This is a genomic window from Streptomyces nigrescens, assembly GCF_027626975.1.
In the GTDB taxonomy this organism is placed as follows: domain Bacteria; phylum Actinomycetota; class Actinomycetes; order Streptomycetales; family Streptomycetaceae; genus Streptomyces; species Streptomyces nigrescens.
On the sequence record NZ_CP114203.1, the window covers coordinates 6672621 to 6696016 of the forward strand.

The 23396-nt window shown below is 71.6% G+C and carries 18 protein-coding genes; 12 read left to right on the forward strand and 6 right to left on the reverse strand.

Annotated features, from left to right (window positions below; genetic code table 11):
* Positions 1–153 precede the first annotated feature (153 nt).
* The 7 genes from STRNI_RS29635 (at position 154) to STRNI_RS29665 (ending at position 6561) form a co-directional block, all read left to right on the forward strand.
* Positions 154–840, forward strand: a complete 687-nt coding sequence (locus STRNI_RS29635) for a FadR/GntR family transcriptional regulator (RefSeq protein ID WP_093644912.1) — start codon at positions 154–156, stop codon at positions 838–840.
* A 238-nt stretch (positions 841–1078) separates the two neighbouring features.
* A complete protein-coding gene (locus tag STRNI_RS29640; protein ID WP_277412341.1) occupies positions 1079–2200 on the forward strand; it encodes a sialidase family protein in 1122 nt (373 codons plus the stop codon).
* Entirely contained in the window at positions 2197–3525 is a 1329-nt protein-coding gene (locus STRNI_RS29645; RefSeq protein WP_266449024.1) for an ABC transporter substrate-binding protein, read from the forward strand. Before STRNI_RS29640 ends, STRNI_RS29645 begins: the two co-directional genes overlap by 4 nt.
* Entirely contained in the window at positions 3522–4508 is a 987-nt protein-coding gene (locus tag STRNI_RS29650) for a carbohydrate ABC transporter permease (protein WP_277412342.1), read from the forward strand. Before STRNI_RS29645 ends, STRNI_RS29650 begins: the two co-directional genes overlap by 4 nt.
* On the forward strand, positions 4505–5353 hold the full coding sequence (locus STRNI_RS29655; protein WP_018090188.1) for a carbohydrate ABC transporter permease: 849 nt from the start codon (positions 4505–4507) through the stop codon (positions 5351–5353). Before STRNI_RS29650 ends, STRNI_RS29655 begins: the two co-directional genes overlap by 4 nt.
* Before the next feature lie 175 nt (positions 5354–5528).
* Entirely contained in the window at positions 5529–6260 is a 732-nt protein-coding gene (gene npdG, locus STRNI_RS29660; RefSeq protein WP_026169730.1) for an NADPH-dependent F420 reductase, read from the forward strand.
* A 91-nt stretch (positions 6261–6351) separates the two neighbouring features.
* Positions 6352–6561: a hypothetical protein gene (locus STRNI_RS29665; protein WP_018090190.1), complete on the forward strand. Its 210-nt coding sequence runs from the start codon at positions 6352–6354 to the stop codon at positions 6559–6561.
* A 60-nt stretch (positions 6562–6621) separates the two neighbouring features.
* Here the strand turns inward: STRNI_RS29665 and STRNI_RS29670 are convergent, their stop codons facing one another.
* Entirely contained in the window at positions 6622–7428 is an 807-nt protein-coding gene (locus STRNI_RS29670; protein ID WP_159488459.1) for a site-2 protease family protein, read from the reverse strand.
* Between the two features lie 171 nt (positions 7429–7599).
* Here STRNI_RS29670 and STRNI_RS29675 point away from each other — a divergent pair, with 171 nt between their 5' ends.
* On the forward strand, positions 7600–11127 hold the full coding sequence (locus STRNI_RS29675; RefSeq protein ID WP_277412343.1) for an AfsR/SARP family transcriptional regulator: 3528 nt from the start codon (positions 7600–7602) through the stop codon (positions 11125–11127).
* A 52-nt stretch (positions 11128–11179) separates the two neighbouring features.
* Here STRNI_RS29675 and STRNI_RS29680 read toward each other — a convergent pair whose 3' ends face one another.
* From STRNI_RS29680 to panB, 3 genes are all read right to left on the reverse strand, one after another.
* Positions 11180–12010, reverse strand: coding sequence for an ABC transporter permease (locus STRNI_RS29680; protein WP_093644904.1), 831 nt, complete (start codon positions 12008–12010; stop codon positions 11180–11182).
* Positions 12007–13035 (reverse strand): ATP-binding cassette domain-containing protein, encoded by a 1029-nt coding sequence (locus STRNI_RS29685; protein ID WP_277412344.1) that lies wholly within the window; start codon positions 13033–13035, stop codon positions 12007–12009. Before STRNI_RS29685 ends, STRNI_RS29680 begins: the two co-directional genes overlap by 4 nt.
* 597 nt (positions 13036–13632) lie before the next feature.
* Positions 13633–14493: a 3-methyl-2-oxobutanoate hydroxymethyltransferase gene (gene panB / locus STRNI_RS29690; protein WP_159488461.1), complete on the reverse strand. Its 861-nt coding sequence runs from the start codon at positions 14491–14493 to the stop codon at positions 13633–13635.
* Positions 14494–14682: 189 nt separating this feature from the next.
* Here panB and STRNI_RS29695 point away from each other — a divergent pair, with 189 nt between their 5' ends.
* The 4 genes from STRNI_RS29695 to STRNI_RS29710 all read left to right on the forward strand — a co-directional run bounded on the left by STRNI_RS29695 (position 14683) and on the right by STRNI_RS29710 (position 19690).
* Complete coding sequence (locus STRNI_RS29695) at positions 14683–16305, forward strand: MFS transporter (protein WP_018090196.1); 1623 nt, start codon at positions 14683–14685, stop codon at positions 16303–16305.
* Complete coding sequence (locus STRNI_RS29700; RefSeq protein WP_274735212.1) at positions 16302–16988, forward strand: TetR/AcrR family transcriptional regulator; 687 nt, start codon at positions 16302–16304, stop codon at positions 16986–16988. The genes STRNI_RS29695 and STRNI_RS29700 overlap by 4 nt, the downstream gene beginning before the upstream one ends.
* Before the next feature lie 299 nt (positions 16989–17287).
* A complete protein-coding gene (locus STRNI_RS29705) occupies positions 17288–18292 on the forward strand; it encodes an endonuclease/exonuclease/phosphatase family protein (RefSeq protein WP_371874925.1) in 1005 nt (334 codons plus the stop codon).
* A 162-nt stretch (positions 18293–18454) separates the two neighbouring features.
* Positions 18455–19690 carry an MFS transporter gene (locus STRNI_RS29710; protein ID WP_229838554.1) on the forward strand — a complete coding sequence of 412 codons (1236 nt, stop codon included), beginning with the start codon at positions 18455–18457 and terminating at the stop codon, positions 19688–19690.
* Positions 19691–19816: 126 nt separating this feature from the next.
* Here the strand turns inward: STRNI_RS29710 and STRNI_RS29715 are convergent, their stop codons facing one another.
* Both STRNI_RS29715 and STRNI_RS29720 read right to left on the reverse strand, forming a co-directional pair.
* On the reverse strand, positions 19817–21571 hold the full coding sequence (locus STRNI_RS29715) for an NAD+ synthase (RefSeq protein ID WP_277412345.1): 1755 nt from the start codon (positions 21569–21571) through the stop codon (positions 19817–19819).
* A 158-nt stretch (positions 21572–21729) separates the two neighbouring features.
* Entirely contained in the window at positions 21730–23346 is a 1617-nt protein-coding gene (locus STRNI_RS29720; RefSeq protein WP_159488467.1) for a multicopper oxidase family protein, read from the reverse strand.
* Between the last annotated feature and the right edge of the window lie 50 nt (positions 23347–23396).

Sequence of the window (23396 nt, forward strand, 5' to 3'; positions counted from 1 at the left end):
CTCCGGGCTCCGATCGGACAGGACATGGGATGTCCTATGTCGAGCACAATAGACCTGTTCACAGGCGGTCGGTCAAGGATCCGCGGTCACGGCGGGGCAGGTGGCGCAGGGGCCGGCGGCACGGCAGACGTGGGAGCGGGAGAGGGAGATTCCATGGCGCGAGGGACGATGTCCGAGGATGTGCAGGCCCAGATCAAGCAGTTGATCCTGCAGGGCCGGCTGACGCCGGGCGATCCGCTGCCCACCGAGGCCGAGCTGGTCGGTCTGCTCGACGTCAGCCGCAACTCGGTGCGCGAGGCGCTCAAGGCGCTGCAGGCCATGCGTATCGTCGAGATCCGGCACGGCTTCGGCACCTACGTCGGCCCGCTCACCCTGGAGCCGTTCGTCGAGGGCGTCGCCTTCCGCGCCGCGGTCCGGCACCAGCAGGGCGAGTCGAGCCTGTACGAGCTGATGGAGGTCCGCGAGGCGCTGGAGGCGGGCCTGATCGGCGCCGTCGCCCGCAATCTGCCCGCTGAGGATCTCGCCGTCCTCAAGGGGCTGGTGCAGCGGATGGCGGAGGAGGCACGCGGCGGGCAGGTGCAGAGCGCCACCGACCGGGCCTTCCATCTCGCCCTGTACCGCTCGCTGGGCAACCATCTGCTGAGCGAGGTGCTGGACGCGTTCTGGGCGGCGCTGCGCCGGGTGCGGGAGGACCTCTCCGACGACCGGCCCGATCCGGTGGTGACTCATCGTCAGCACCAGGAGATCGTGGACGCGCTGGAGGCGGGGGACGGTGACCGCGCCGTGGAGGCGATACACCGGCACTTCGACGGCATCCGGCGCCGGCTGGCCGAGCAGTGAGGTAACCCGCCTGTGGCGGTGGGTCGTCGTGGCGCCGGCGCGGGGTGAACCGGACTTGTTGCAGCGGCACCGGTGCGGGCGTGGCCGAAGTCGTTCACCGGGATTTCACCCTGTGTCGGTGATGTCGTTGCCGACACGAAAAGGTGTCATGTGGGGCGTCTTGACGGCCAGTTGGGCACTCCCTATGGTCACCGCAGGACAAGGGACATCCTACGTCCTTGCCCATTGGGGGTGACCCATGGCGTACGAGAGCTCAGTGCCGTACCGGGCCGGGACCGAGGGGTACACCAGCTTCCGGATCCCCGCCGTGGTCCGGGCGCGCTCCGGGCACCTCCTTGCCTTCGCCGAGGGCCGGGTCTCCTCCGCCGCCGACTCCGGCACCATCCACATCGTCCTCAAACGGTCCGCGGACGCCGGCCGTACCTGGGGCCCGCTCCAGGTCGTCGCCCGCAACGGCAGCGGCACCGCGGGCAACCCCGCACCGGTCGTCCTCGACAGCGGCCGGGTGCTGCTCCTCCAGGTCCACAACGGCGCCGACGCCACCGAGGACCGCATCCGCCGCGGCCGGGTACCGCCCGCCGACGGCCGTCGCGTATGGCTCCAGCACAGCGACGACGACGGCGCGAGCTGGAGCCCGCCCCGCGAGATCACCGACCAGGCCAAGCTGCCGCAGTGGCGGTGGTACGCCACCGGGCCCGGCCATGCGCTCCAGCTGCGCCACGGCCCGTACGCCGGGCGGCTGCTCGTCCCCGCCAACCACTCCACCCCGCCCACCGGCCCCCAGGACAGCGGCACCGAACCCCGCTACAACGGCGGCCACGCCCTGCTCAGCGACGACGACGGCGCCACCTGGCGGATCGGCTACACCGACAGCTACACCGACAGCCACAGCCACAGCGGTGGGGACAGCGACCGCTCGGTCGCCCCCAACGAGACCACCGCCGCCGAACTCCCCGACGGCAGCGTCTATCTGAACGCCCGCAATGAAGCGGCGGCCGCCTGGCGGCGCGTCGATGCCGTCTCGACGGACGGCGGCGAGCACCTCGTGCGCCCCTTCCGGCCCCAGGCCGGGCTGGCCGGACCGGCCGTCCAGGGCAGCGCACTGCACCTCGGCGACCGCGGCGCACTGCTCTTCTCCGGGCCGGCGCACCCCGCGGCCCGCGCCCTGATGACCCTGCGCACCAGCCGCGACGGCGGTCTGACCTGGCGGACCGCGCACACCGTCGGCGGGCTCCCGGCCGCCTACTCCGACCTCGTCCGCCTCGACCGGCACAGCGTCGGACTGCTCTACGAGACGGGCGACTTCAGCGCGTACTCGACGATCACCTTCCGCCGCATCCCCGTGGAGGAGCCGACATGACCAGCAACGCCATGCACCGCAGAACGGTCCTGGGCGGGGCGGCCGCCCTCGCCGCCGGCTTCACGCTCGCCGGCTGCGGCGACGGCGACGACGGCCAGGCACCCGAGGAGCGCAAGAAGGGGCAGAAGATCAGCCTGACCTTCTGGTCCTGGGTGCCGGGCATCGACAAGCCCGTCGACCTGTGGAACCGCACGCACCCGGACGTCCAGGTCAAGGTCGAGAAGGTGTCGGCCGTCAACGGCCAGCAGTACGCGAAGATGCACGCCGCCATCAAGGCCGGCAACCCGCCCGACCTCGGCCAGATCGAGTTCCCGGTCGTCCCCAGCTTCCTCCTCGACAACGGGCTGCTGGACCTCGCCCCGCTCGGCGCCGGCCGCCACAAGGGCAAGTTCTCCGGCTGGCAGTGGCAGCAGTCCGTCTTCGGCAAGAGCGTCTACGCCATCCCGCAGGCCTCCGGGCCGATGGGCCTCTTCCTCCGCCAGGACCTCTTCGACAAGTGGGACGTGCCGGTCCCGCGGACCTGGGACGAGTACGAGACCGCCGCCGAGGCCGTCCGCAAGAAGGGCGCCTGGATCGAGACCTTCGCGCCCACCAACGGCAACCGCTTCTCCGGCCTCGCCTGGCAGGCCGGCGCCAAGTGGTACGCGACGCACGGCGACACCTGGATCGTGCACCTCGACGACGAACCCACCCGCAGGGTCGCCGACTACTGGGAATCCCTGGTCCGGCGCAAGCTCGTCAAGACCATCCCGGACCGGCAGAACGCCTGGTACAAGGACCTGCAGACCGGCGCCATCCCCGCCTGGGTGGGCGCCAGTTGGGGCGACGCCCTGCTGGTCGGCAATGCGCCGGGCACCAAGGGGAAGTGGCGGGCCGCACCGCTGCCGCAGTGGAAGGCGGGCGAACAGGCCTTCGCCAACTGGGGCGGCTCGACCACCGCCGTCTTCGCCAAGGCCCGCTACCCCAAGGACGCCCTGGACTTCGCCGTCTGGCTCAACACCGACCCGGAGTCGATCGCGCTGCTGATCGACGGCGGCTACGGCTTCCCCAGCGCCAAGAAGGGCTACACCACCACGGACCTCGACGTCGACAAGGACTTCTTCGGCGGTCAGGCGTACAGCAAGATCTTCGCGGACGCCGGTGCGCACGTCGACACCAGCTGGCGGTGGGGGCCCGGCGTGGACACCCTCTACCAGCGGCTCGGCGACGCCTTCACCGACGCGCTCGCCGACGGCAGTTCCTTCCGCTCGGTCCTGACGAAGGTGCAGGGCCAGACCCTCGCCGACCTCAAGGGCAAGGGCCTGAAGGTGGAGAGCGGCGGGTGAGCCGGGACACCCTGAGCCGGCCGGAGCCGGTCACCCCGCGGCGGGCCCGCCGGGAAACCCGCGGCCCCCGGCGCCGCGCCTCCCGCACCGGGGCCCGCAACGCCCGTGCCGCGGCCGCGTTCGTCCTGCCCTTCTTCGCCCTCTTCGCGCTCTGCTTCCTCGCCCCGATCGGCTACGCCCTCCACCAGAGCCTGTTCACGACCGAACGGACCGGCCCGCTCGGCCTCGGCGGCCAGGAACGCGAGGTCTTCGCCGGCCTCGCCAACTACGCCCAGGCGCTCTCCGACGACCGGTTCCTGACCGGCTTCGGCCGGGTGCTGGCCTTCGGCGCCGTCCAGATCCCGCTGATGATCGTGCTCGCCACCGCCCTGGCACTGCTGCTGGAGAGCGCGAGCGCCCGCGCCGTCCCCTTCTTCCGCAGCGCCTTCTTCCTGCCGTACGGCGTGCCCGGAGTGATCGCCTCGATCCTCTGGGGATTCCTGTACGTACCGGGCATCAGCCCGCTGGTGAAGATCGCCGGCTCCGTGGGCTGGGACCTCGACTTCCTCTCCCGTGGCACCGTCCTGTGGTCCCTCGCCAACATCGTGACCTGGCAGTTCACCGGCTACAACATGCTGGTGCTGATCGCCCAGCTCAAGGCCGTACCGGGGGAGTTGTACGAGGCGGCCCGGATCGACGGGGCGAACGCCTGGCAGGTCGCCCGGCACCTCAAGATCCCGCTGATCCGGCCGGCGCTGGTGCTCACCGGTGTCTTCAGCATCATCGGCACCCTCCAGCTCTTCGCCGAACCCATGGTGCTGCGCCCGCTGGCCTCCTCCATCGACTCCGGCTTCACCCCGAACCTGCACGCCTACAGCGAGGCGTTCGTCGGCAACAACCCGCATGCGGCGGCGGCCGAGGCGGTCCTGCTCGCGCTGGTGGCGTGCGTGCTGTCCTTCGGCTTCCTGCGGCTGGTCGGCGGACGCACCAAGGAGCGCGGATGACCCGGCCCCCGGTCCGCTACCGGATCATCACCGCCTCGCTGCTGACCATCGCCGCGCTCTACTTCCTGGTGCCCGTCTACTGGCTGACCGTCTCCGCCACCAAGAACAGCGCCGACCTCTTCGGCACCTTCGGATTCTGGTTCTCCGACCACCCGGACCCCGTCGGCCACCTCGTCGACGTCCTCACCTACGACCACGGCATCTACGCCCGCTGGTTCGCCAACTCCCTCTTTTACGCCGGGACCGGCGCGGTCTGCGCCACCCTGCTGTCCGCCGCGGCCGGCTATGCGCTGGCGAAATTCCCGTTCCGCGGCCGGGAGGCGCTCTTCAACGTGGTGCTCGCCGGGGTGCTGATCCCCGGCACCGCGCTGGCCCTGCCGCTCTACTTCCTCTTCAGCGCGATGGGCCTGTCCAACACCTACTGGGCGGTGCTGATCCCCAGCACGGTCAGCCCGTTCGGCGTCTATCTGTGCCGGATCTACGCGGCCGCCGCGGTCCCCGACTCACTGCTGGAGGCGGCCCGGATCGACGGCGCGGGCGAGGCCCGGATCTTCGGCGGGCTCGGGCTGCGGCTGATGACCCCCGCGCTGGTCACCGTCTTCCTGTTCCAGTTCGTGCACATCTGGAACAACTACTTCCTGCCGCTGGTGATGCTCTCGGACTCCGGCCTCTATCCGATCCAGCTGGGCCTGACCTCCTGGACCGGCTACGCCGACCGCCAACCGGTGCTCTACCAGTACACGGTGGGCGGTGCGTTCCTGTCGGTGGTGCCGCTGATGGTGCTGATGACGGTGCTCCAGCGGTACTGGCGTACGGGGCTGACGGAGGGCAGCGTGAAGGCGTGACGGGGTGGCGGGCGGCGAGTGGTGGTGTGAGGGGTGTGGGGGAGGGGGTGACGGGGCGCGGTGACGGGATGACGGGGGCGTGGCGACGGCAGGGGTGGCCGCCCGTGACGGCGTGGCCCGGATCGCTGTCGAGGGCATGACCGGGTCGCCGTCGGGGCGTGACACTATCGCTGTCATGACTACTCCTGACGATTCCCGGTCCCCGAACGCCGCGACCCGTGCGAAGGCCGCCCTCCAGCGTGACCCCTGGGACCTCCCGGACGTCTCCGGTCTGGTGGTCGGCGTCCTCGGCGGCACCGGTGACCAGGGCCGTGGCCTGGCCTACCGGCTGGCCAGGGCCGGCCAGAAGGTGATCATCGGCTCCCGGGCCGCCGAACGCGCCCAGACCGCCGCCGGGGAACTCGGCCTGGGCATCGAGGGCGCGGAGAACGCCGAATGCGCCCGGCGCAGCGATGTCGTGATCATCGCCGTGCCCTGGGACGGCCATGCCAAGACCCTGCAGGCGCTCGCCGGTGAACTGGACGGCAAGCTCGTCATCGACTGCGTCAACCCGCTCGGCTTCGACAGGAAGGGCGCCTACGCGATCAAGCCGGAGGAGGGCAGCGCCGCCGAGCAGGCCGCGGCCCTGCTGCCCGGGGCCCGGGTCACCGCCGCCTTCCACCATCTGTCCGCGGTACTGCTGCAGGACCCGGAGATCGAGCAGATCGACACCGATGTGATGGTGCTCGGCGAATCCCGCGCCGACACCGATGTCGTGCAGGCGCTGGCCGCCCGCATCCCCGGTATGCGCGGCGTCTTCGCCGGCCGGCTGCGCAACGCCCACCAGGTCGAGTCGCTGGTCGCCAACCTGATCTCGGTCAACCGTCGCTACAAGGCCCACGCGGGGCTGCGGGTCACGGACGTCTGAGCGGCGGGGACGGGGGCAGGGCGGGCGCGGGGGAAGCGCAGCCATGGGGGACACTGGGGAGGTCCGACCACTCCCGACAGGAGCCGCCCCCATGTCCCTCTTGCCCCCGCCCGGCCCCGCCCGGCGACTCGCCCTGATGGCCCTCGTCGTGTGTGTGCTCTCCGTCGCCGCGGCCGTCGTCGCCTTCGTCGAGGGCAGCTTCTTCGGCGTCGTCTGGATCCTGCTGGCGGGCATCTCCAGCAACATGGCGTGGTTCTACGTGCGCAAGGCGAAGGTGCAGCGGGCCGGGGCGGCCGGCTGACGCCGGTCAGCTCAGAAAAGACCGCCGGCTCAGAAAGATCGCTGGCTCAAGACCGCCGGCTCAGAAAAGACCGCCGGTCTGCGGGAGCTGCGGCTCGCCCTGCCAGAAGCGGAAGTACTCCTGCCCGATGTGGGGCTCCAGACCTGAGACGCCCAGCCCGCGCAGGATCACGTCGACCAGGTCGAAGAACACCCGGTTGACCTCCGGCACCCACAGGAAGACGAAGACCGCCAGCAGTCCGAAGGGCGCGAACGGCTCCACCTGCCGCCGCAGCTTCCGCGACAGCCACGGCTCGATCACGCCATAGCCGTCCAGCCCCGGCACCGGCAGAAAGTTCAAGATCGCCGCGGTGACCTGGAGCAGGGCGAGGAAGGCCAGCGCATAGCGGAACGTGGCCGGTACGCCCGACAGCGCGTGCAGCCAGAACGGCGCCGTGCACACCGCAGCGAACAGGATGTTCGTCAGCGGCCCGGCCGCCGAGATCAGGCTGTGCCGCCAGCGCCCCCGGATCCGGCTGCGCTCGATGAACACCGCACCGCCCGGCAGCCCGATCCCGCCCATGATCACGAAGATCACCGGCAGCACGATGCTCAGCAGCGCATGGGTGTACTTCAGCGGGTTCAGGGTCAGATAGCCCTTCGCCTCCACCGAGATGTCGCCGCTGTGCAGCGCGGTGCGGGCGTGTGCGTACTCGTGCAGACACAGCGAGACCACCCAGCCGGACACCACGAAGAAGAACACCGCGACGCCGGCGTTCGCCGCGAGCGTCCCGCTCCACACGGCCCATCCCGAGACCGCCATGACGGCGACCATCGCAAGGAAGACCGGGCTGACGCGACGGTCGGCGCGCCGGATTGCTGTGGTCATGGTGCGGGCTCCCGAGGTTGGTGAGGGGCAGCCATGACCGTAACCGCGACACGGCGCGCGGCGCACGGCCCCCGCGGAACCGGCTCGTCCGCGGGACCCCTCCTCCCGGACCCCGTGCCCCGAAAACGAAACGCGATACCTGCCGGGTACCGCGTGAACGACAATGGGCCGGTGCATTACGGAATTCTCGGCACCACCCAGGCCGGACGGGCCGACGGCACCCCCGTCGCCCTCGGCGGCGCACGCCTGCGTGCACTGCTCGCCGCCCTCGCGCTGCGCCCCGGCCGGGCACTGTCCCCGGAGTTGCTGATCGGCGACATATGGGGCGCGGAACCACCCGCCGACGCGGCCGGTGCGCTGCAGGCGCTGGTCGGCCGGCTGCGCCGCGCCCTGGGACATGCCGCGATCGCCTCCGTGGACGGCGGCTACCGGCTGTGCGCCGAGCCCGACGCCGTCGATCTGCACCGCTTCGAACGGCTCGCGGCGGAGGGCGGCCGGGCGCTGGGCGAGGCGGACCCGGCCCGTGCCGCCGCCCTGCTCGACGACGCCCTGGCGCTCTGGCGCGGCCCGGCCCTCGCCGACCTCCCGGACGCGAGCGTCGAGGCGTCCCGTGCCGAGCGCCGGCGGCTGGACGCCCAGTGCACCCGCATCGCCGCCGATCTGGCCCTGGGCCGGGCCACCCAGTCGCTGCCCACCCTCCTCGCGCTGTGCGAGGACCACCCCCTCGACGAGCCCCTCCAGGCCCTGCGGCTGCACGCCCTGCGCGCGGCCGGCCGCACGGCGGAGGCCCTGGCCGCCTACGAGGAGATACGCACCGGCCTCGCCGAACGCCTCGGCGCCGACCCGGGCCCGGAGCTGCGCACCCTGCATGCGGAGCTGCTACGGCCGCCGCCGACGGACCGGCCGCCGCTGGCCCCGATACCCGGCACCCCGGCCGCGGCCCCCGCCCTGAACGGCACGGGCACGTCGTACGGCACCGGGATGGGCACGTCGTACGGCACCGGGACCGCGTACGGCTCCGGGACCCCGCACAGCCCCGGAACCCCCAGCCCCGGAACCTCCAGCACCGAACCTCCCCACTCCCACTCCCACCCCCACCCTCATCCCCAGCCCCACCCCCACACCCGCCCCGGCAACCTCCGTGCCCGGCTCACCTCCTTCGTCGGGCGGGACACCGATCTGGCGGCGATCCGTGCGGACTTGGCCGCGCACCGGCTGGTGACGCTGCTGGGCCCCGGTGGCGCCGGAAAGACCCGGCTGTCGCAGGAGGGCGCCGAGACCGCCGCGGCCGCGCTGCCGGACGCCTGGCCGCACGGCGTATGGCTGGCGGAGCTGGCGCCGGTGGACGATCCGCAGACGGTGCCCGAGGCGGTGCTGACCGCGCTCGGCGCCCGCGAGACCGTCGTCCGCGGCACCACCGCGGACGGGCTGCGCGCCGCCGCCGACCCGACCGCCCTGGACCCGCTCGCCCGGCTCGCCGAGCACTGCGCGGGACGCCGGATGCTGCTGGTCCTCGACAACTGCGAGCATGTGATCGACGCCGCCGCCGAGCTCGCCGAGCGGCTGCTGGCCGACTGCCCCGGGGTGACCGTGCTGGCCACCAGCCGGGAGCCGCTGGCCGTACCGGGCGAGGTGCTGCGGCCGGTCGAGCCGCTGCCCGACCCCGTCGCGCTGCGGCTGCTCGCCGACCGCGGGGCCGCCGCCCGCCCCGGCTTCCGGGTCGAGGACGATCCGGCGGCCTGTACGGAGATCTGCCGCCGGCTGGACGGGCTGCCGCTCGCCATCGAACTCGCCGCCGCCCGGCTGCGGTTGCTCTCGCCGCGGCAGCTGGCCGACCGTCTCGACGACCGGTTCCGGCTGCTGACCAGCGGCAGCCGGACCCTGCTGCCCCGGCAGCAGACGCTGCGCGCCGTCGTGGACTGGTCCTGGGACCTGACCGATGAGCCCGAACGGGCCGTCCTGCGGAGGCTGTCCGTCTTTGCCGGCGGCTGCGATCTGGCCGCCGCGGAAGAGGTGTGCGCGGGCGACGGTGTCGACGGGCGCGAGGTGGCCGGGCTGCTCGGCTCGCTGATCGACAAGTCGCTGGTGGTGGCGGCGCCGGCCGGACAGGAGGGCGGTGCCGGCCGCGCTGCCGGCACCGGCGGGCAGATGCGCTACCGGCTGCTGGAGACCGTGGGGGAGTACGCCGGAGAGCGGCTGGACGAGGCGGGGGAGCGTGCCGGTGCCGAGCGCCGCCATCTCGTCGCCTACCGCGAACTGGCCCGTACCACCGACCCGTTGCTGCGCGGACCCGGTCAGCGCGCCGGTATGGAGCGGCTGGAGCTGGAGCACGACAATCTGCGCACCGCGCTGCGCCGCGCCCTCGCCGCCCACGACGAGCACGAGGCGCTGTGCCTGGTGCTGTCCCTGCAGTGGTTCTGGTCGCTGCGGGACCACCGCAGCGATGCCCGGCACTGGTCGACCGCGGCCGCCGTGCTCGGCCCCAACCCCTTTGCCGCGCCCGCCGAACCCGCCCCCGACCTGCACGAGCGACCCATCGACACACCGCCTCCGATGGCCCCCGAGCAGCTGCTGGAGGCCCGCCGCGAGATCCGGCTGGTCGCGCTCGCCAGCAGGGACAGCGATATCACGGCACTGCGCGATCCGGCGATGCAGGAGGAGCTGACGGGGATGCTCACCGCCTACCGCTCCGGTATGCCGCAGACCTGCAAGGTGCCCGGCGTGATGTGGTACTACGCGGTGCTGATCACCGGGGAGTTCGACGAACTGGCGGAGCTGGTCGACGGCGCGGTGCGCGCCTGCCGCGACTTCGGCTACGACTGGGAGCTGGCCTACGTCCTGCAGCTGCGCTCCAAGATCTTCAACGACCGTCCCGGCGGGCTGGCGCAGGCGGCCCGCGACGCGGACGAGGCGCTGCGGCTCTTCCTCCGGCTCGGCGACGCCTGGGGTGCGGCCGAGGCGCTGTCGGGGCGCGGTGAGAACCATGAGAAGCGTGGCGCGTACGGGGCGGCGGCGCGCGACTACCGGGCGGCGATGGTGCACGCCGAGGATCTGGGGGCCCACGGCCAGATCCTGCTGCTGCGCTGCCGGCTGGGCGCCGTGCTGATCGAGGACGGACAGGCGGAGACCGGTGAGCGGATGCTGCGCGAGGTGCTGGCCGACGCCGAGAAGGGCAACAGCGTCCGGGACACCGAGCCGTTCGCGCGGCTGACCCTCGCGATGTGGCTGACGGCGACGGAGCGTCTCCAGGAGGCGCGGGCCCAACTCCGGAGGGTCCAGGAGCTGTTCACCTCGCGCGCCCCGGACCTGTTCGCCGGGCTGCTGCAGGCACTGTCGATCTCGCTGGATGTGGACGAGGGGCACCGGGAGGGACTGCTGCCGAGGTTCCGGCAGTCCTTGGAACTGATGCAGGACTCCCTGGCGCAGATCGTCGCGCCGGACCTTCCGGTGGTGCAACTCCTCACCGGCGCACGGGTGTTGATGGCGGAGCGCGGCGAGAAGGGCGGCTGGGACGCGGCGCGTCTGGTGGGCGCGTACGACGCCATGCGGGCGGACGGCCAGGTGCCGCCGCTGCTCGTCCGCCGGGACCGGGACCGTACCGAGGCGGCGGCGCGGGCGCTGCTCGGCGATACGGCGTACGCCCGTGCGCACGCCGAAGGCGGTGGCCTCTCGCTCGGAGAGGCCACCGCCCTCATCTGACGCGAGCCGGGCGAAAGGCCGTCCCGCGGGGAGGTCCCCCGCGGGACGCGCGTCAGGTCTTCTTGCGGAACCGCGACACCGCGAGCGGCATCGTGACGGCCGTGATGGCGACCGCCCAGCCGAGCGTGACCAGCGTCGGGTGCGCCACCGCGCCCTGGCCGTTGATCAGCGCACGGGCCGCGTCCGCCAGGTTGGAGACCGGATTGACCTGGGTGAAGCCCTCCAGCCAGCCGGGCATCGAGGTCGTCGGCGCGAAGATCGACGAGCCGAACTGCAGCGGCATCAGCACCACCATCGCCATGCCCTGGACCGCCTGCGGGGTCCGCACGGCGAGCCCCAGCAGGATGAAGATCCACATCAGTGCCGCGCCGAAGGCCGTGGACAGCACGATCGCGCCGAGGAACTCCGGAATGGTGCCGCGGATCTCCAGGCCGAGCAGGAAGCCCATGCCGAGCAGGATCGCGGTGGCGATCAGCATCCGCCCGATCTCGACGACTATCTTCGCTATCAGGACCGAGGACCGGGCGATGGGCATCGTCCGGAAGCGGTCCATCACGCCCTTGCGGAAGTCCTCGTTGACGCCCATGCCCACCGCCATGGCGATGTTCATGCCCATCATCGCCATCATGCCGGGCACCAGGCGCTGGATGTACTCCTGCTGATTGCCCTTGCCGGCGATGGCACCGCCGAAGACATAGGTGAACAGCAGGATGAAGATGACCGGCATCAGCAGGACATCGAACATCGACTCCGGATCGTGCTTGATCTGCAGGGCGTTGCGCCGCACCAGCGCGCCGATGTGCCGCAGATTGGCGCGGAGGCCGATCCGTCCCTCGTCGGCACCGGGCTTGGTGAGCGGTGCCGTCATGGTGGCGGTACTCATGCCGACACCTCCGCGTACTGCTGCTCCATGTCGTCCTCAGATGTGTCGGCCTCGGAGGTCTTCTGGCCGGTGATGGCCAGGAACACCTCGTCCAGGCTGGGCAGATGGGTGCTGATCCCGGCGAGCGCGAAGCCCTGGCGGCCGAGCAGACCGACCACCTCGGTCAGCTGCTCATCACTGATGATCGGTACGTTGACCACACCCCCGTCGTGGTCGGCCGTGGCACCCGCGATGCCGTCCAGCCCGGCCTGCTCGATGGCGGCGGCCACCCGGCCCAGCTCCCCGTGGTCCGACGGCCGGATCTGCAGCGTCCGCCCGCCGACCTTGGCCTTCAGCTCGTCGACCCGGCCCTCGGCGATCACCCGTCCGCGGTCGACCACCGTCAGCTCGTTGGCCAACTGCTCGGCCTCTTCCATGTACTGGGTGGTCAGCAGCACCGTCGCGCCCTCGCGCACCATCCGCTGGACCTCGTCCCACACCTCGTTGCGGGTGCGGGGGTCCAGACCGGTGGTCGGCTCGTCCAGGAAGAGCACCGACGGCCGGCCGATCATCGAGGCGGCCAGGTCGAGCCGGCGGCGCATCCCGCCGGAGTACTTGGCCGCGGGCCGCTTGGCGGCCTCGGTCAGCGAGAACCGCTCCAGCATCTCGTCCGCGCGTCGGCGGGCGTCCTTGCGGGACAGATCGAGCAGCCGCCCGATCATGTAGAGGTTCTCCCAGCCGGAGAGCTTTTCGTCGACCGAGGCGTACTGCCCGGTCAGGCCGATCGTGCGGCGCAGCGCGCGGGGCTGGCGCACCACGTCGAAACCGGCCACCACGGCGCGGCCGGCGTCCGGCGCCAGGAGGGTGGACAGGCAGCGTACGAGCGTCGTCTTGCCGGCACCGTTGGGGCCGAGCACCCCGAGCACGGTGCCTTCCTTCACGTCCAGGTCCACCCCGTCGACGGCCTTGACCGCGCCGAAGTGCTTGACCAGACCGCGCACCTCCACGGCGTTCCCGCCGTTGGTGGATATCGTCTGTCGCGTCATGCCAATACCCTGCCAGGGGCTGCCGACAAGGCACCGACAGCCTGCCGACACGGTGGTGTCCTTGGCTTGGCCTTTCCACGTTTTCGGCTTTCTCGCCGTTGCGCCTGGCGGCGGGCCGGTCCGCTGCGCGGGGCTTGGGCGCGGGGGATGCTTGCGGGTCCCCGCCGTGGCGCCTGCGGCGGGCGGGTCCGCTGCGCGGGGCTGTTGGGGTGCGGTGACGGGCCTGCGCGGGTGGGGGTGTCCGGACTGCTTCGCTTTACGTCCGGACACCCCCACCCGCTCCGGCCCGTCCCCTCCCGTTGGTGGATGGGGGAAAGGCCGGTGGGGGTGGTCGTCGGTGGTCACGTGCTCCTCGCGAAGCAGGAGTGAAAGTGCCGTCTACGGACGCTCGCCCCCACTCACCGTTACTTACTCCTCCCACGGGAGGGGACGGGCCGGAGGGGCAGGGTTTCCGGACGTAAAGCGAAGCAGTCCGGAAACCCTGCCCCGGAGGTCCGTCACCGCACCCGACACCCACCCGCCCGCCGCAGGCGCAACGGCGAGCAACAACCACGGCGGGACAGACAAAAACGTGGGCCGAAGGCAAAGCGCAGCCGATTAGTGGAAGGTGTGGGCCTCGGCCGGGAAGTCACCGCCGACAACGTCCTCCGCGAACGCCTTCGCCGCGCCGCCGAGCAGTGCCCGCATGTCGAGGTACTGCTTGACGAACCGCGGTACCCGGCCGGCGGTCATCCCGGCCATGTCGGTCCACACCAGGACCTGCGCGTCGCAGTCCAGGCCCGCGCCGATGCCGACGGTCGGGATGTAGAGCGAACGGGTGACCTCGGCGGCGAGCTCGGCGGGTACGGCCTCCAGAACGACCGCGAACGCACCGGCGTCCTGCACCGCCTTGGCGTCCCGCAGCAACTGCTGGGCCGCCTCCTCGCCGCGGCCCTGGACGGGGTAGCCGCCGAAGGCGTTGACCGACTGCGGGGTCAGCCCGACGTGCGCCATCACCGGAATGCCGGAGGAGACCAACAGCTCCACCTGCTCGGCGGAGCGCTCACCGCCCTCCAGCTTGACGGCGCCCACTCCTGCTTCCTTCACCAGCCGGGTGGCGTTGCGCAGCGCCTGCACCGGCCCTTCCTGGTACGCGCCGAACGGCAGATCGCCGATGACCAGCGCGCGCTTGGTGCCCCGGACGACCGCCGCGGACAGCAGGGTGATCTCGTCCATGGTGACCGGCACGGTGGATTCGTAGCCGAGGTGGCAGTTGCCCATCGAGTCGCCGACGAGCAGGACGGGAATCCCGGCCTCGTCGAAGACGGAGGCGGTCATCGCGTCGTAGGCGGTGAGCATCGGCCACTTCTCGCCGCGCTCCTTGGCGGCGGCGATATCGCGGACGGTGACCCGGCGCGACCCCGTACCTCCGTAGAGCGACTTGTCGACCGGCTTCTGGGCAGGCGAAAGCTGCGTCATGGTGACGGCTCCTGTTCATCATCTCGAGGCACCCTGACGGTGTCCCCGGACTCCCCTCCATGCTGGCACGGCCCGCGCACAAAGGAAAAGGGAGCGGGGGCAGCCGGTCCGTTCACCCGGAGGAGGGGCGCGCCCCGGGAAAATTACGATACGGAACGGGTTCGTATCGAAAAGCGCTATCGTGGCGGCATGGCCACCTCACCCACCGCCCCGGGCACACCGCAGCCGGCCGGGCAGATCCCGGACCGCATCCACCGCCGCCGCTGGGCGATCCTGTCCACCCTCATGCTCAGCCTGCTGATCGTGGTGCTGGACAACTCGATCCTCAATGTCGCCATGAAGACGATCGCCACCCCGGCCCCCGCCGGCCTCGGCGCCACACAGAGCGAGCTGGAGTGGGCGATCAACTCCTACACCCTGGTCTTCGCCGGCCTGCTGTTCACCGCGGGGCTGCTCGGTGACCGTGTCGGCCGCAAGAAGGTGCTGCTCTTCGGTCTGGCGGTCTTCGGCGCCGGGTCGGTGCTGGCCGGGGTCTCGGGCTCGCCCACCGAGCTGGTCGTCTTCCGTGCCGTGATGGGCCTGGGCGGCGCCTTCGTCATGCCCGCCACCCTCGCCATCCTGATGAACGTCTTCGAGCGGGACGAGCAGCCCCGGGCGATCGGCATCTGGGCCGGTGGGGTGGGTATCGCCATCGCGGTCGGACCGATCGCCGGCGGGCTGCTGCTGGACCACTTCTGGTGGGGCTCGGTCTTCATGATCAACGCCCCGATCGTGCTGCTCTCGCTGGTCGCGATGGTGGTCCTGGTGCCCGACTCCAAGGACCCCCACCCGGGCCGGATGGACCCGTTCGGGGTGCTGCTGTCCGTTGTCGGGCTCGTCCTGCTGGTCTACGGCATCATCAAGGGCGGCCAGCTCGCCGACTTCACCGACCCGCAGGTGGTCGGCACGGTCGTCGGCGGCCTGGTGGTACTGACCGTCTTCGTACTCCACCAGAAGCGCAGCGACCATCCGTCCATCGACATCAGCTACTTCCGCACGCCCGCCTTCTCGGCCGCCATCGCCGCCATCGCGCTGGTCTTCTTCGCGCTGATGGGCGTCTCGTTCTTCGCCGTCTTCTACATCCAGAGCGTGCGCGGCTACAGCCCGCTGCAGGCCGGCCTGCTGTTCCTGCCGCTGGCCGCCGCCCAGATGCTCTTCGCGCCGCGGGCCCGGCTCGCCGTGGACCGCTACGGCGCCCGCGCGGTCTGCACCTTCAGCATGTTCGTGGTGGCCGACACCATGCTGGGCCTGCTGCTGCTCACCGAGGACACCCCGATCTGGATCCTGGAGGCGCTGCTCTTCCTGCAGGGTGCCGGTATGGCGCACATCATGCCGCCGGCCACCGTCGCGGTCATGCAGTCGCTGCCACGCGAAAAAGCCGGCTCCGGGTCGGCGCTCAACAACGTCTTCCGGCAGGTCGGCGGCACCCTGGGCGTCGCCGTCCTCGGCTCGCTGCTGTCGACGAGCTACCGCAACGGCATCGAGGACCACCTCGATGCGGTGCCGGGACTGCCGGAGGCCACCCGGCACGCGGCCGGGGAATCCATCGAGGCGACCCTCGGTCTCGCGGACCGGATGGGGCCGGCCGGCCGGCCGCTGGCCGCCGCGGCCGATGACGCCTTCATCCACGCCATGCACATCACCGCGCTCGGTTCGGCCGCCGTCGCACTGCTCGGGGCCCTGGTGAGCGTGCTGTACCTGCCGGGCAAAATGGGACCGGCGCCGCAGGCGGCGGAGCCCCAGGAAGAGCGGAAGGCGGGCGTGGAGAGATGAGCCGGGCGGCGGAGGACCCCGAGGGCGCGGCAGCCGAGGGGCGGCCGGGCCCGGCGGCCCCCGCGGGCCGCGGCCGGCCGCGCAGCGCCGCGGCCGACTCCGCCATCATCGAGGCCGTGCTGCGCCTGATCGAGGACGGGGTCTCCATAGGCGAGTTGTCCATGGAACGCATCGCCCGCGAGGCGGGCGTCGGCAAGGCCACGGTCTACCGCCGCTGGTCCGGCAAGAGCGCCCTGCTGCTCGATGTCATGCGGTCCCTGGACGTACCGAGCCCGCCGCCGGCCGGCCTCTCGGTACGCGACGACCTGGTCTCCCTGCTGGAGTTCCTGCGCCGCCGCGGACTCGCCAAGCGCAGCTCCGCGCTGCTGCGCACCGTCGTCAGCCATGTCCAGGCGCAGCCGGAGCTGTGGGCCGAATATCACGACACAGTCGTACGGGCCCGCCGTGAGGCGCTGCTCGCGCTGCTCCGGCGCGGTGTGGCGAGCGGCGAGATCCGCGGCGACCGCGATCTGGAGACCCTCGCCGATCTCTTCGTCGGCCCGATGCTGGCCCGCGCACTCCTCCACGAGTGGAAGGAACTGCCCGAGGGGCTCGCGGCGGACATCGTCGACACGGTCCTGGAGGGCGTACGCCCGCCGGCGGGTACGGCGGGCACGGCGGGCACGGCGGGCACGGCGGGCTGAACTCCCGGGCAACCGGGACGGGTTGGGGGCTCCGGCATCTTCCGTCGGGCGGCGGGGGATCCCCCGGTGGGACGGGTCGCGCACCCGTCGGACGGTCCGCTCGAAGCTCTGCCGTATGACCGGATCATGCCCGTTCTGTCACAGCCGTTGTCACAGCCCCCTGCGCAGGAACCCCGACCCGTCACCGCGCCGTCCTCACTTCTAAGAAAGCGCATTAAGGGCCATCGCCTAGGGTCGGGGACCACAGGTGAGGCGCAGCGAAGCAAGGTAGTGAGGACAGCTAAATGGCGCAGGCATATATGACGGAGCCGGGGCAGGGGCACAACCCCGGGCGGGCCGCCTCCCGGGCCGAACGCCTGCGGAACTGGTGGCGCCCTGAGGGGATGTGGCGACGCGGCATCGTGCTCGCGGTGCTCGCCGTACTGCTTGGTCTGCTGATGCTTCTGCACGCCAAGGTCCCCAACGCCGTGGGAAACCTGGGCAGTCTGCTGGAGACCTTCCTGCCGTGGCTCGGACTGTGCATCCCGGTGCTGCTCGTCCTCGCGGTGCTGCGCCGCTCGTCGACCGCGCTGGTCGCGCTGGTGCTGCCGGTCTTCGCCTGGGTCAACCTCTTCGGTGGGCAGATCACCGACAAGGCGGGCACCGGCGGCAATCTGACCGTCGCCACGCACAACGTCAACGCCGACAACCCCGACCCGGCGGCCACCGCCAGGGACATCGTGGCGTCCGACAGCGATGTGGTGGCCCTGGAGGAGCTGACGGGCGAGGCGCTGCCCGCCTATCGGAAGGGGCTGGCGAAGGCGTATCCGTACCACACGGTCGAGGGCACCGTCGGGCTGTGGAGCAAGCGCCCGCTGTCCGACACGCGGCCGGTGGACATCAAGATGGGCTGGACCCGCGCGCTGCGTGCCACCGTCACCGCCACCGACGGCCAGAAGTTCGCCGTCTACGTCGCGCATCTGCCGTCGGTGCGGGTCAAGGTCGAGGCGGGCTTCACCGCCAATCAGCGCGACGGCAGCGCCGCGGCGCTGGGTGAGGCGATCGCCGCCGACCCGGTGAAGAAGGTCATGCTGCTCGGCGATCTCAACGGCACCATGAACGACCGCTCGCTGGCCCCGGTCACCTCTCAGATGCGCTCCGCGCAGGGCGCCGCGGGTGACGGCTTCGGCTTCAGCTGGCCGGCGGCGTTCCCGATGGCCCGGATCGACCAGATCATGATGAAGGGGATGGACCCGGTCAAGGCCTGGGTGATGCCCTCGACCGGCAGTGACCACCTTCCGGTGGCGGCGTCGGTGAAGATCTGACCGGAGGCGGCGCATTGCCGGGGGAGATCGACGCGGGCCCTTAACGCCCCGTTCCCGTGCCGGAATACTGAGCCTGAGAGACTTTGTTCCGTAGGAGAACTTAAAGCTTACGGTCCGCTGTCCGCGTGCCCGCCCGCACGCAGCACCCTCGAAAGGTCTTTCATGCCCTTGGCTCTGCTCGCTCTCGCGATCTCGGCCTTCGGTATCGGCACCACGGAGTTCGTGATGATGGGCCTGCTGCCCAACGTCGCGGACGATCTGGGCACCTCGGTGCCCACCGCCGGCTACCTCGTCTCCGCCTATGCCCTCGGCGTCGTCATCGGCGCCCCGCTCCTGACCGCCCTCGGCTCCCGCATCCCGCGCAAGCGGATGCTGGTCTGGCTGATGGCGGTCTTCACGGTCGGCAACCTCGCCTCCGCACTGGCCCCCACCTTCGGTCTGCTGATCGCCGGCCGGCTGCTGGCCGGTCTTCCGCACGGTGCGTTCTTCGGCGTCGGCGCGGTGGTCGCCGCCCGGCTGGTGCGCGAGGGCCGGCAGGCCCGCGCGGTCGCCACGATGTTCCTCGGTCTGACCATCGCCAACATCATCGGTGTGCCCGCCGCGACCCTCCTGGGCCAGCAGCTCGGCTGGCGCGCCACCTTCCTCATCGTGGCCGCCATCGGCCTGGTCGCGATGGCCTCCCTGGCCCGGCTGGTGCCTCCGCTTCCGGCCGACGAGCGCACCGGCCTGGGTCGCGAGCTGCGGGCGCTGGGTGACCGCCAGGTGCTGCTCGGCCTGCTCACCACCGTCTTCGGCTTCGCCGGGATCTTCGCCGTCTACAGCTACCTCGCGTCGATGATGACCGAGGTCACCGGCTTCGCGGAGAGCTCGGTCCCGCTGGTCCTCGCCCTCTTCGGCATCGGGATGACCCTGGGCGCGCTCGCCGCGGGCCCGCTCACCGACCGGGCTCTGCGCCCGACCCTGTACGGCTCCCTGGCCGCTCTGGCCCTCGTCCTGACCGCCTTCCACTTCACCGCCCAGGTGAAGTGGGCGGCGCTGGTCACGGTCGTCGTCATCGGCGCCGTCGGCTTCCTGACCACCACCCCGCTCCAGATGCTGGTCATGAACAAGGCCCAGCAGGCCCCGACCCTGGCCGCTGCCTCCAACCAGTCCGCCTTCAACCTCGCCAACGCCGGTGGTGCCTGGGTCGGCGGCCTGGCACTGGCGGCCGGCTGGGGCTGGACCTCCCCGACCCTGGTCGGAGCGGTCCTGGCGGCCCTCGGTCTGGCCGTCGCCCTGGTGGCCGGTTTCCTGGACCGCGGAGCCCATGACGCGTCCCGGATCGTGGCCCGCAGCGGCGAGTCGGACACGGAGCAGGCCATCGGCGCGACGGTGCCGGCCGGGGAACGTATCGGCTGACCGCGCGCGGCGCGGGGCCGGGCGCCGTATACGGCAGACGCGGGAGACGCGGGAGACGCGGGAGACCAATACGGCGCTCGGCCGGGCGGCGGGGGCTCGCCCCGTCGCCAGGTTACTGACTCCCCGTCAGTCCCCTTCCCGCCAGTGGTTGGTGATCGGCAGCCGGCGGTCCTTGCCGAAGCCCTTCGCGGAGATCTTGGGGCCCGGAGGGTACTGGCGGCGCTTGTACTCGGCGTGGTCGACCATCCGCAGCACCCGCGTCACCAGGTCGGCGTCGAAGCCCTGCGCGGTGATCTCCTCCCGGCCGTGGTCGCGGTCGACATAGAGCTCCAGGATGCGGTCCAGGATCGCGTAGTCGGGGAGCGAGTCGGTGTCGACCTGGCCGGGGCGGAGTTCGGCGCTCGGCGGCTTGGTGAGGGTGTTCTCCGGGATCGGCGGGGTCTGGCCGCGCTCGGCGGCGGCCTGGTTGCGCCAGCGGGCCAGCTGGTAGACGACGGATTTGTAGACGTCCTTGATGGGGCCGTAGCCGCCCACCGAGTCGCCGTAGAGGGTCGAATAGCCGCAGGCCAGCTCGGACTTGTTGCCGGGGGCGAGGACCAGATGGCCCTCCTGGTTGGAGATGGCCATCAGGGTGGTGCCCCGCAGGCGCGACTGGAGATTCTCCTCGGCCAGGCCGGTCAGCGGCAGCGCGGCCATGTAGGCGTCGAACATCGGGCCGATCGGCACCGTACGGAAGGACAGGCCCGTACGGCGGGCGAGTTCGGCGGCGTCGGTGAGGGAGTGCTCCGACGAATAGCGGGAGGGCATCGCCACCGCATGCACCTGGGCCGCCCCCAGCGCGTCACAGGCCAGGGCGGCGACCAGCGCGGAGTCGATCCCGCCGGAGAGGCCGAGGACCACACTGCGGAAGCCGTTCTTGGCGACATAGGCGCGCAGGCCCACGACCAGCGCCGTGTAGATCTCCTCCAGGTCGGTGAGGCGTTCGGCCGTACCGCCGACGGTCTCGGGAGGGTACGGCGGCAGGGGGTCGGGGGAGAGGGTGACATGGGTGAGGCGCAGTCCGTCGTTCAGGACCCCCGAGGGCGGTTCGGGCGCCGCGGCGGGCAGGTCCAGGTCGACCAGCACACAGCCCTCCGCGAACTGCGGTGCCCGCGCGATCACCCCGCCGTCCTTGTCGACCACGATCGAGTCGCCGTCGAAGACCAGCTCGTCCTGCCCGCCGATCATCGCCAGATAGGCGGTGGTGCAGCCGGCCTCCTGGGCCCGCTTGCGGACCAGCTCCAGCCGGGTGTCGTCCTTGTCCCGCTCGTACGGCGAGGCGTTGACCGACAGCAGCAGCCCGGCGCCCGCGCTGCGCGTCGCCGGCACCCGGCCGCCGTCCTGCCACAGGTCCTCGCAGATGGCCAGCGCGACATCGACCCCGTGCACCCGTACGACGGGCATGGTGTCGCCGGGGACGAAGTAGCGGAACTCGTCGAAGACGCCGTAGTTGGGCAGGTGGTGCTTGGCGAACGACAGGGCGACCTCGCCGCGGTACAGCACGGCGGCGGCGTTCTGCGGGGCGCCCGCGGGGCGGCCGTAGCGCGGTTTGGCCTGCGCACCGCGGTCGAGATACCCGACGATCACCGGCAGATCGCCCAGGCCCTGTCCGGCCAGCCGGGCGGCCAGGGCCCGCAGCGCGTCGCGGCTCGCCTCGACGAACGAGGGGCGCAGCGCCAGGTCCTCGACGGGGTATCCGGTCAGCGCCATCTCGGGGAACGCGACGAGGTGTGCGCCCTGGTCGGCGGCGTGCCGGGTCCAGTGCACGATCGTCTCGGCGTTCTGGGCGAGGTCGCCGACACAGGAATCGATCTGATTGAGGGCGAGACGAAGTTGAGGCACCCCGCCAGTCTAATCGTCTTTCTGACGCAATGGGGGTCGGGGAGATGTCGGCGGTGCTTCGGGCGGGTCACGGACGGCCCATGCTCTTCCCCTTCCCGCCCGTCTGCCCCGGCCGGAGATGCCGGGGCCGACGGGGCGGGGTGCGGTGTCCGGGGTGCCTAGTTCTTCCGGTAGCCGAGCACCGTCATCATCCCCGACTCCGAGTGATAGACGTTGTGGCAATGGACCATCCACAGCCCGGGGTTGTCGGCGTCGAACTCGACATCGAGGCTGCGCCCCGGCAGCACGATCGCGCTGTCCTTGCGGGGCCCGCCGTTCGGCAGCGCGAAGTGGTGCCCGTGGATGTGTACGGGGTGCCACATCCTGGTGTGGTTGCGGATGGCCAGCCGCACCCGCTCACCGGCCCGGATCGGGGTGCGGTGCGACGGTGAGTACTGCCTCCCGTTGATCGCCCAGTCGAACTTCGCCATGGAGCCGGTGAGGTTCAGCTCGACGGTGCGGTCGGGGCGGCGGGCCACGGCCCGTACGCTCTCGGCCGCCCGGAGCCGGTATGCGCTCAGCAGCCGGCCGTCCAGCTCCTTGGGGCGGGCGGACGCCTCGGGTGCCCGGCCGCTGCCGGTGCGCAGCACGGTCTGCGCCGAGCGCTTCTTGCCCTCGGCGAGCGCGGTCAGCGGGAAGACGCCGTCCTTGGCCGTGACCAGCACGTCATAGCGCTCGCCCATACCGAGCAGCAGCGCATCGGTCTCGGCGTGCTCGACGGGGAAGCCGTCGGCGTGCGTCACGGTCATGGGGTGGCCGCCGAGCGCGACGCGATAGGCGGTGTCGCCGCCCGCGTTGAGGAAGCGGATCCGGATACGGTCGCCGGGTTTGGCCCGGAAGGTCTGCGGATCCTTGGCGAGCCGGCCGTTGATGAGGTGGTACGGGTAGTCCACATCGCCCGCTTCGCCGTTCAGCAGCTTGCTGTAGGAGCCCGTCAGCATTCGCGACGGGCCGCCGGCGCGCGCGGCCTGCGTACCGTGACCACCGCCGCCGCCTCCTGCGGGCTCTCCCTCGTCCCCGTGCATGCCCCCGTGCCCGGATCTGCTCATGCCCCGGTTCAGCTCGGCCAGTACGTCGTCGGGGGTACTGCCGTCCACCCCGTCGACCCAGTCGTCGAACACGACGACCCACTCCTTGTCGTAGGAGAGCGGCTCCTTGGGGTCGTCGACGATCAGCGGGGCGTACAGGCCGCGGTCCTGCTGGACGCGGGAGTGCGGATGCAGCCAGTACGTGCCCGGGTGGGTGACCACGAACCGGTAGGGGAAGGAGGCGCCGGGCATGATGGGCCGCTGGGTGAGGGTGGGGACGCCGTCCATGTCGTTGCGCAGCGCCAGCCCGTGCCAGTGCACGGAGGTGGACTGCGGCAGGTGGTTGGCGAGGGTCATGGCGAGCGTGTCGCCCGCCGTGACCCGGATTTCCTTGCCGGGCAGCACATCGCCGTACGCCCAGGTGTCGACGGTGTGGCCGCCCAGGTCGATGCGGGCCGGGGTGGCGGTCATGGTGAACTCGCGCACCGGGCCCGCGCCCCGCTTGCGCTCGGCGTCGACGACCTCCGGGCCGTCCGGGGAGACATAGTCGTCCGGGGTGTCGTGGCGGGAGCCGTGGGCATGGTCCCTGCCGTCCGTGCCGGAGCGCGGGCCGGGGCTGAAGGCGCCGGCGGCACGGGCGGCCAGCAGACCGCTGCCGGCAACGGCGATACCCGCGCCGAGCATGGCGCGGCGGGAGTGCGTACGCATGAGAAGCACCTCGTGACGGTGTCGCTGATGTGATGTGGGTACGGGGGAGC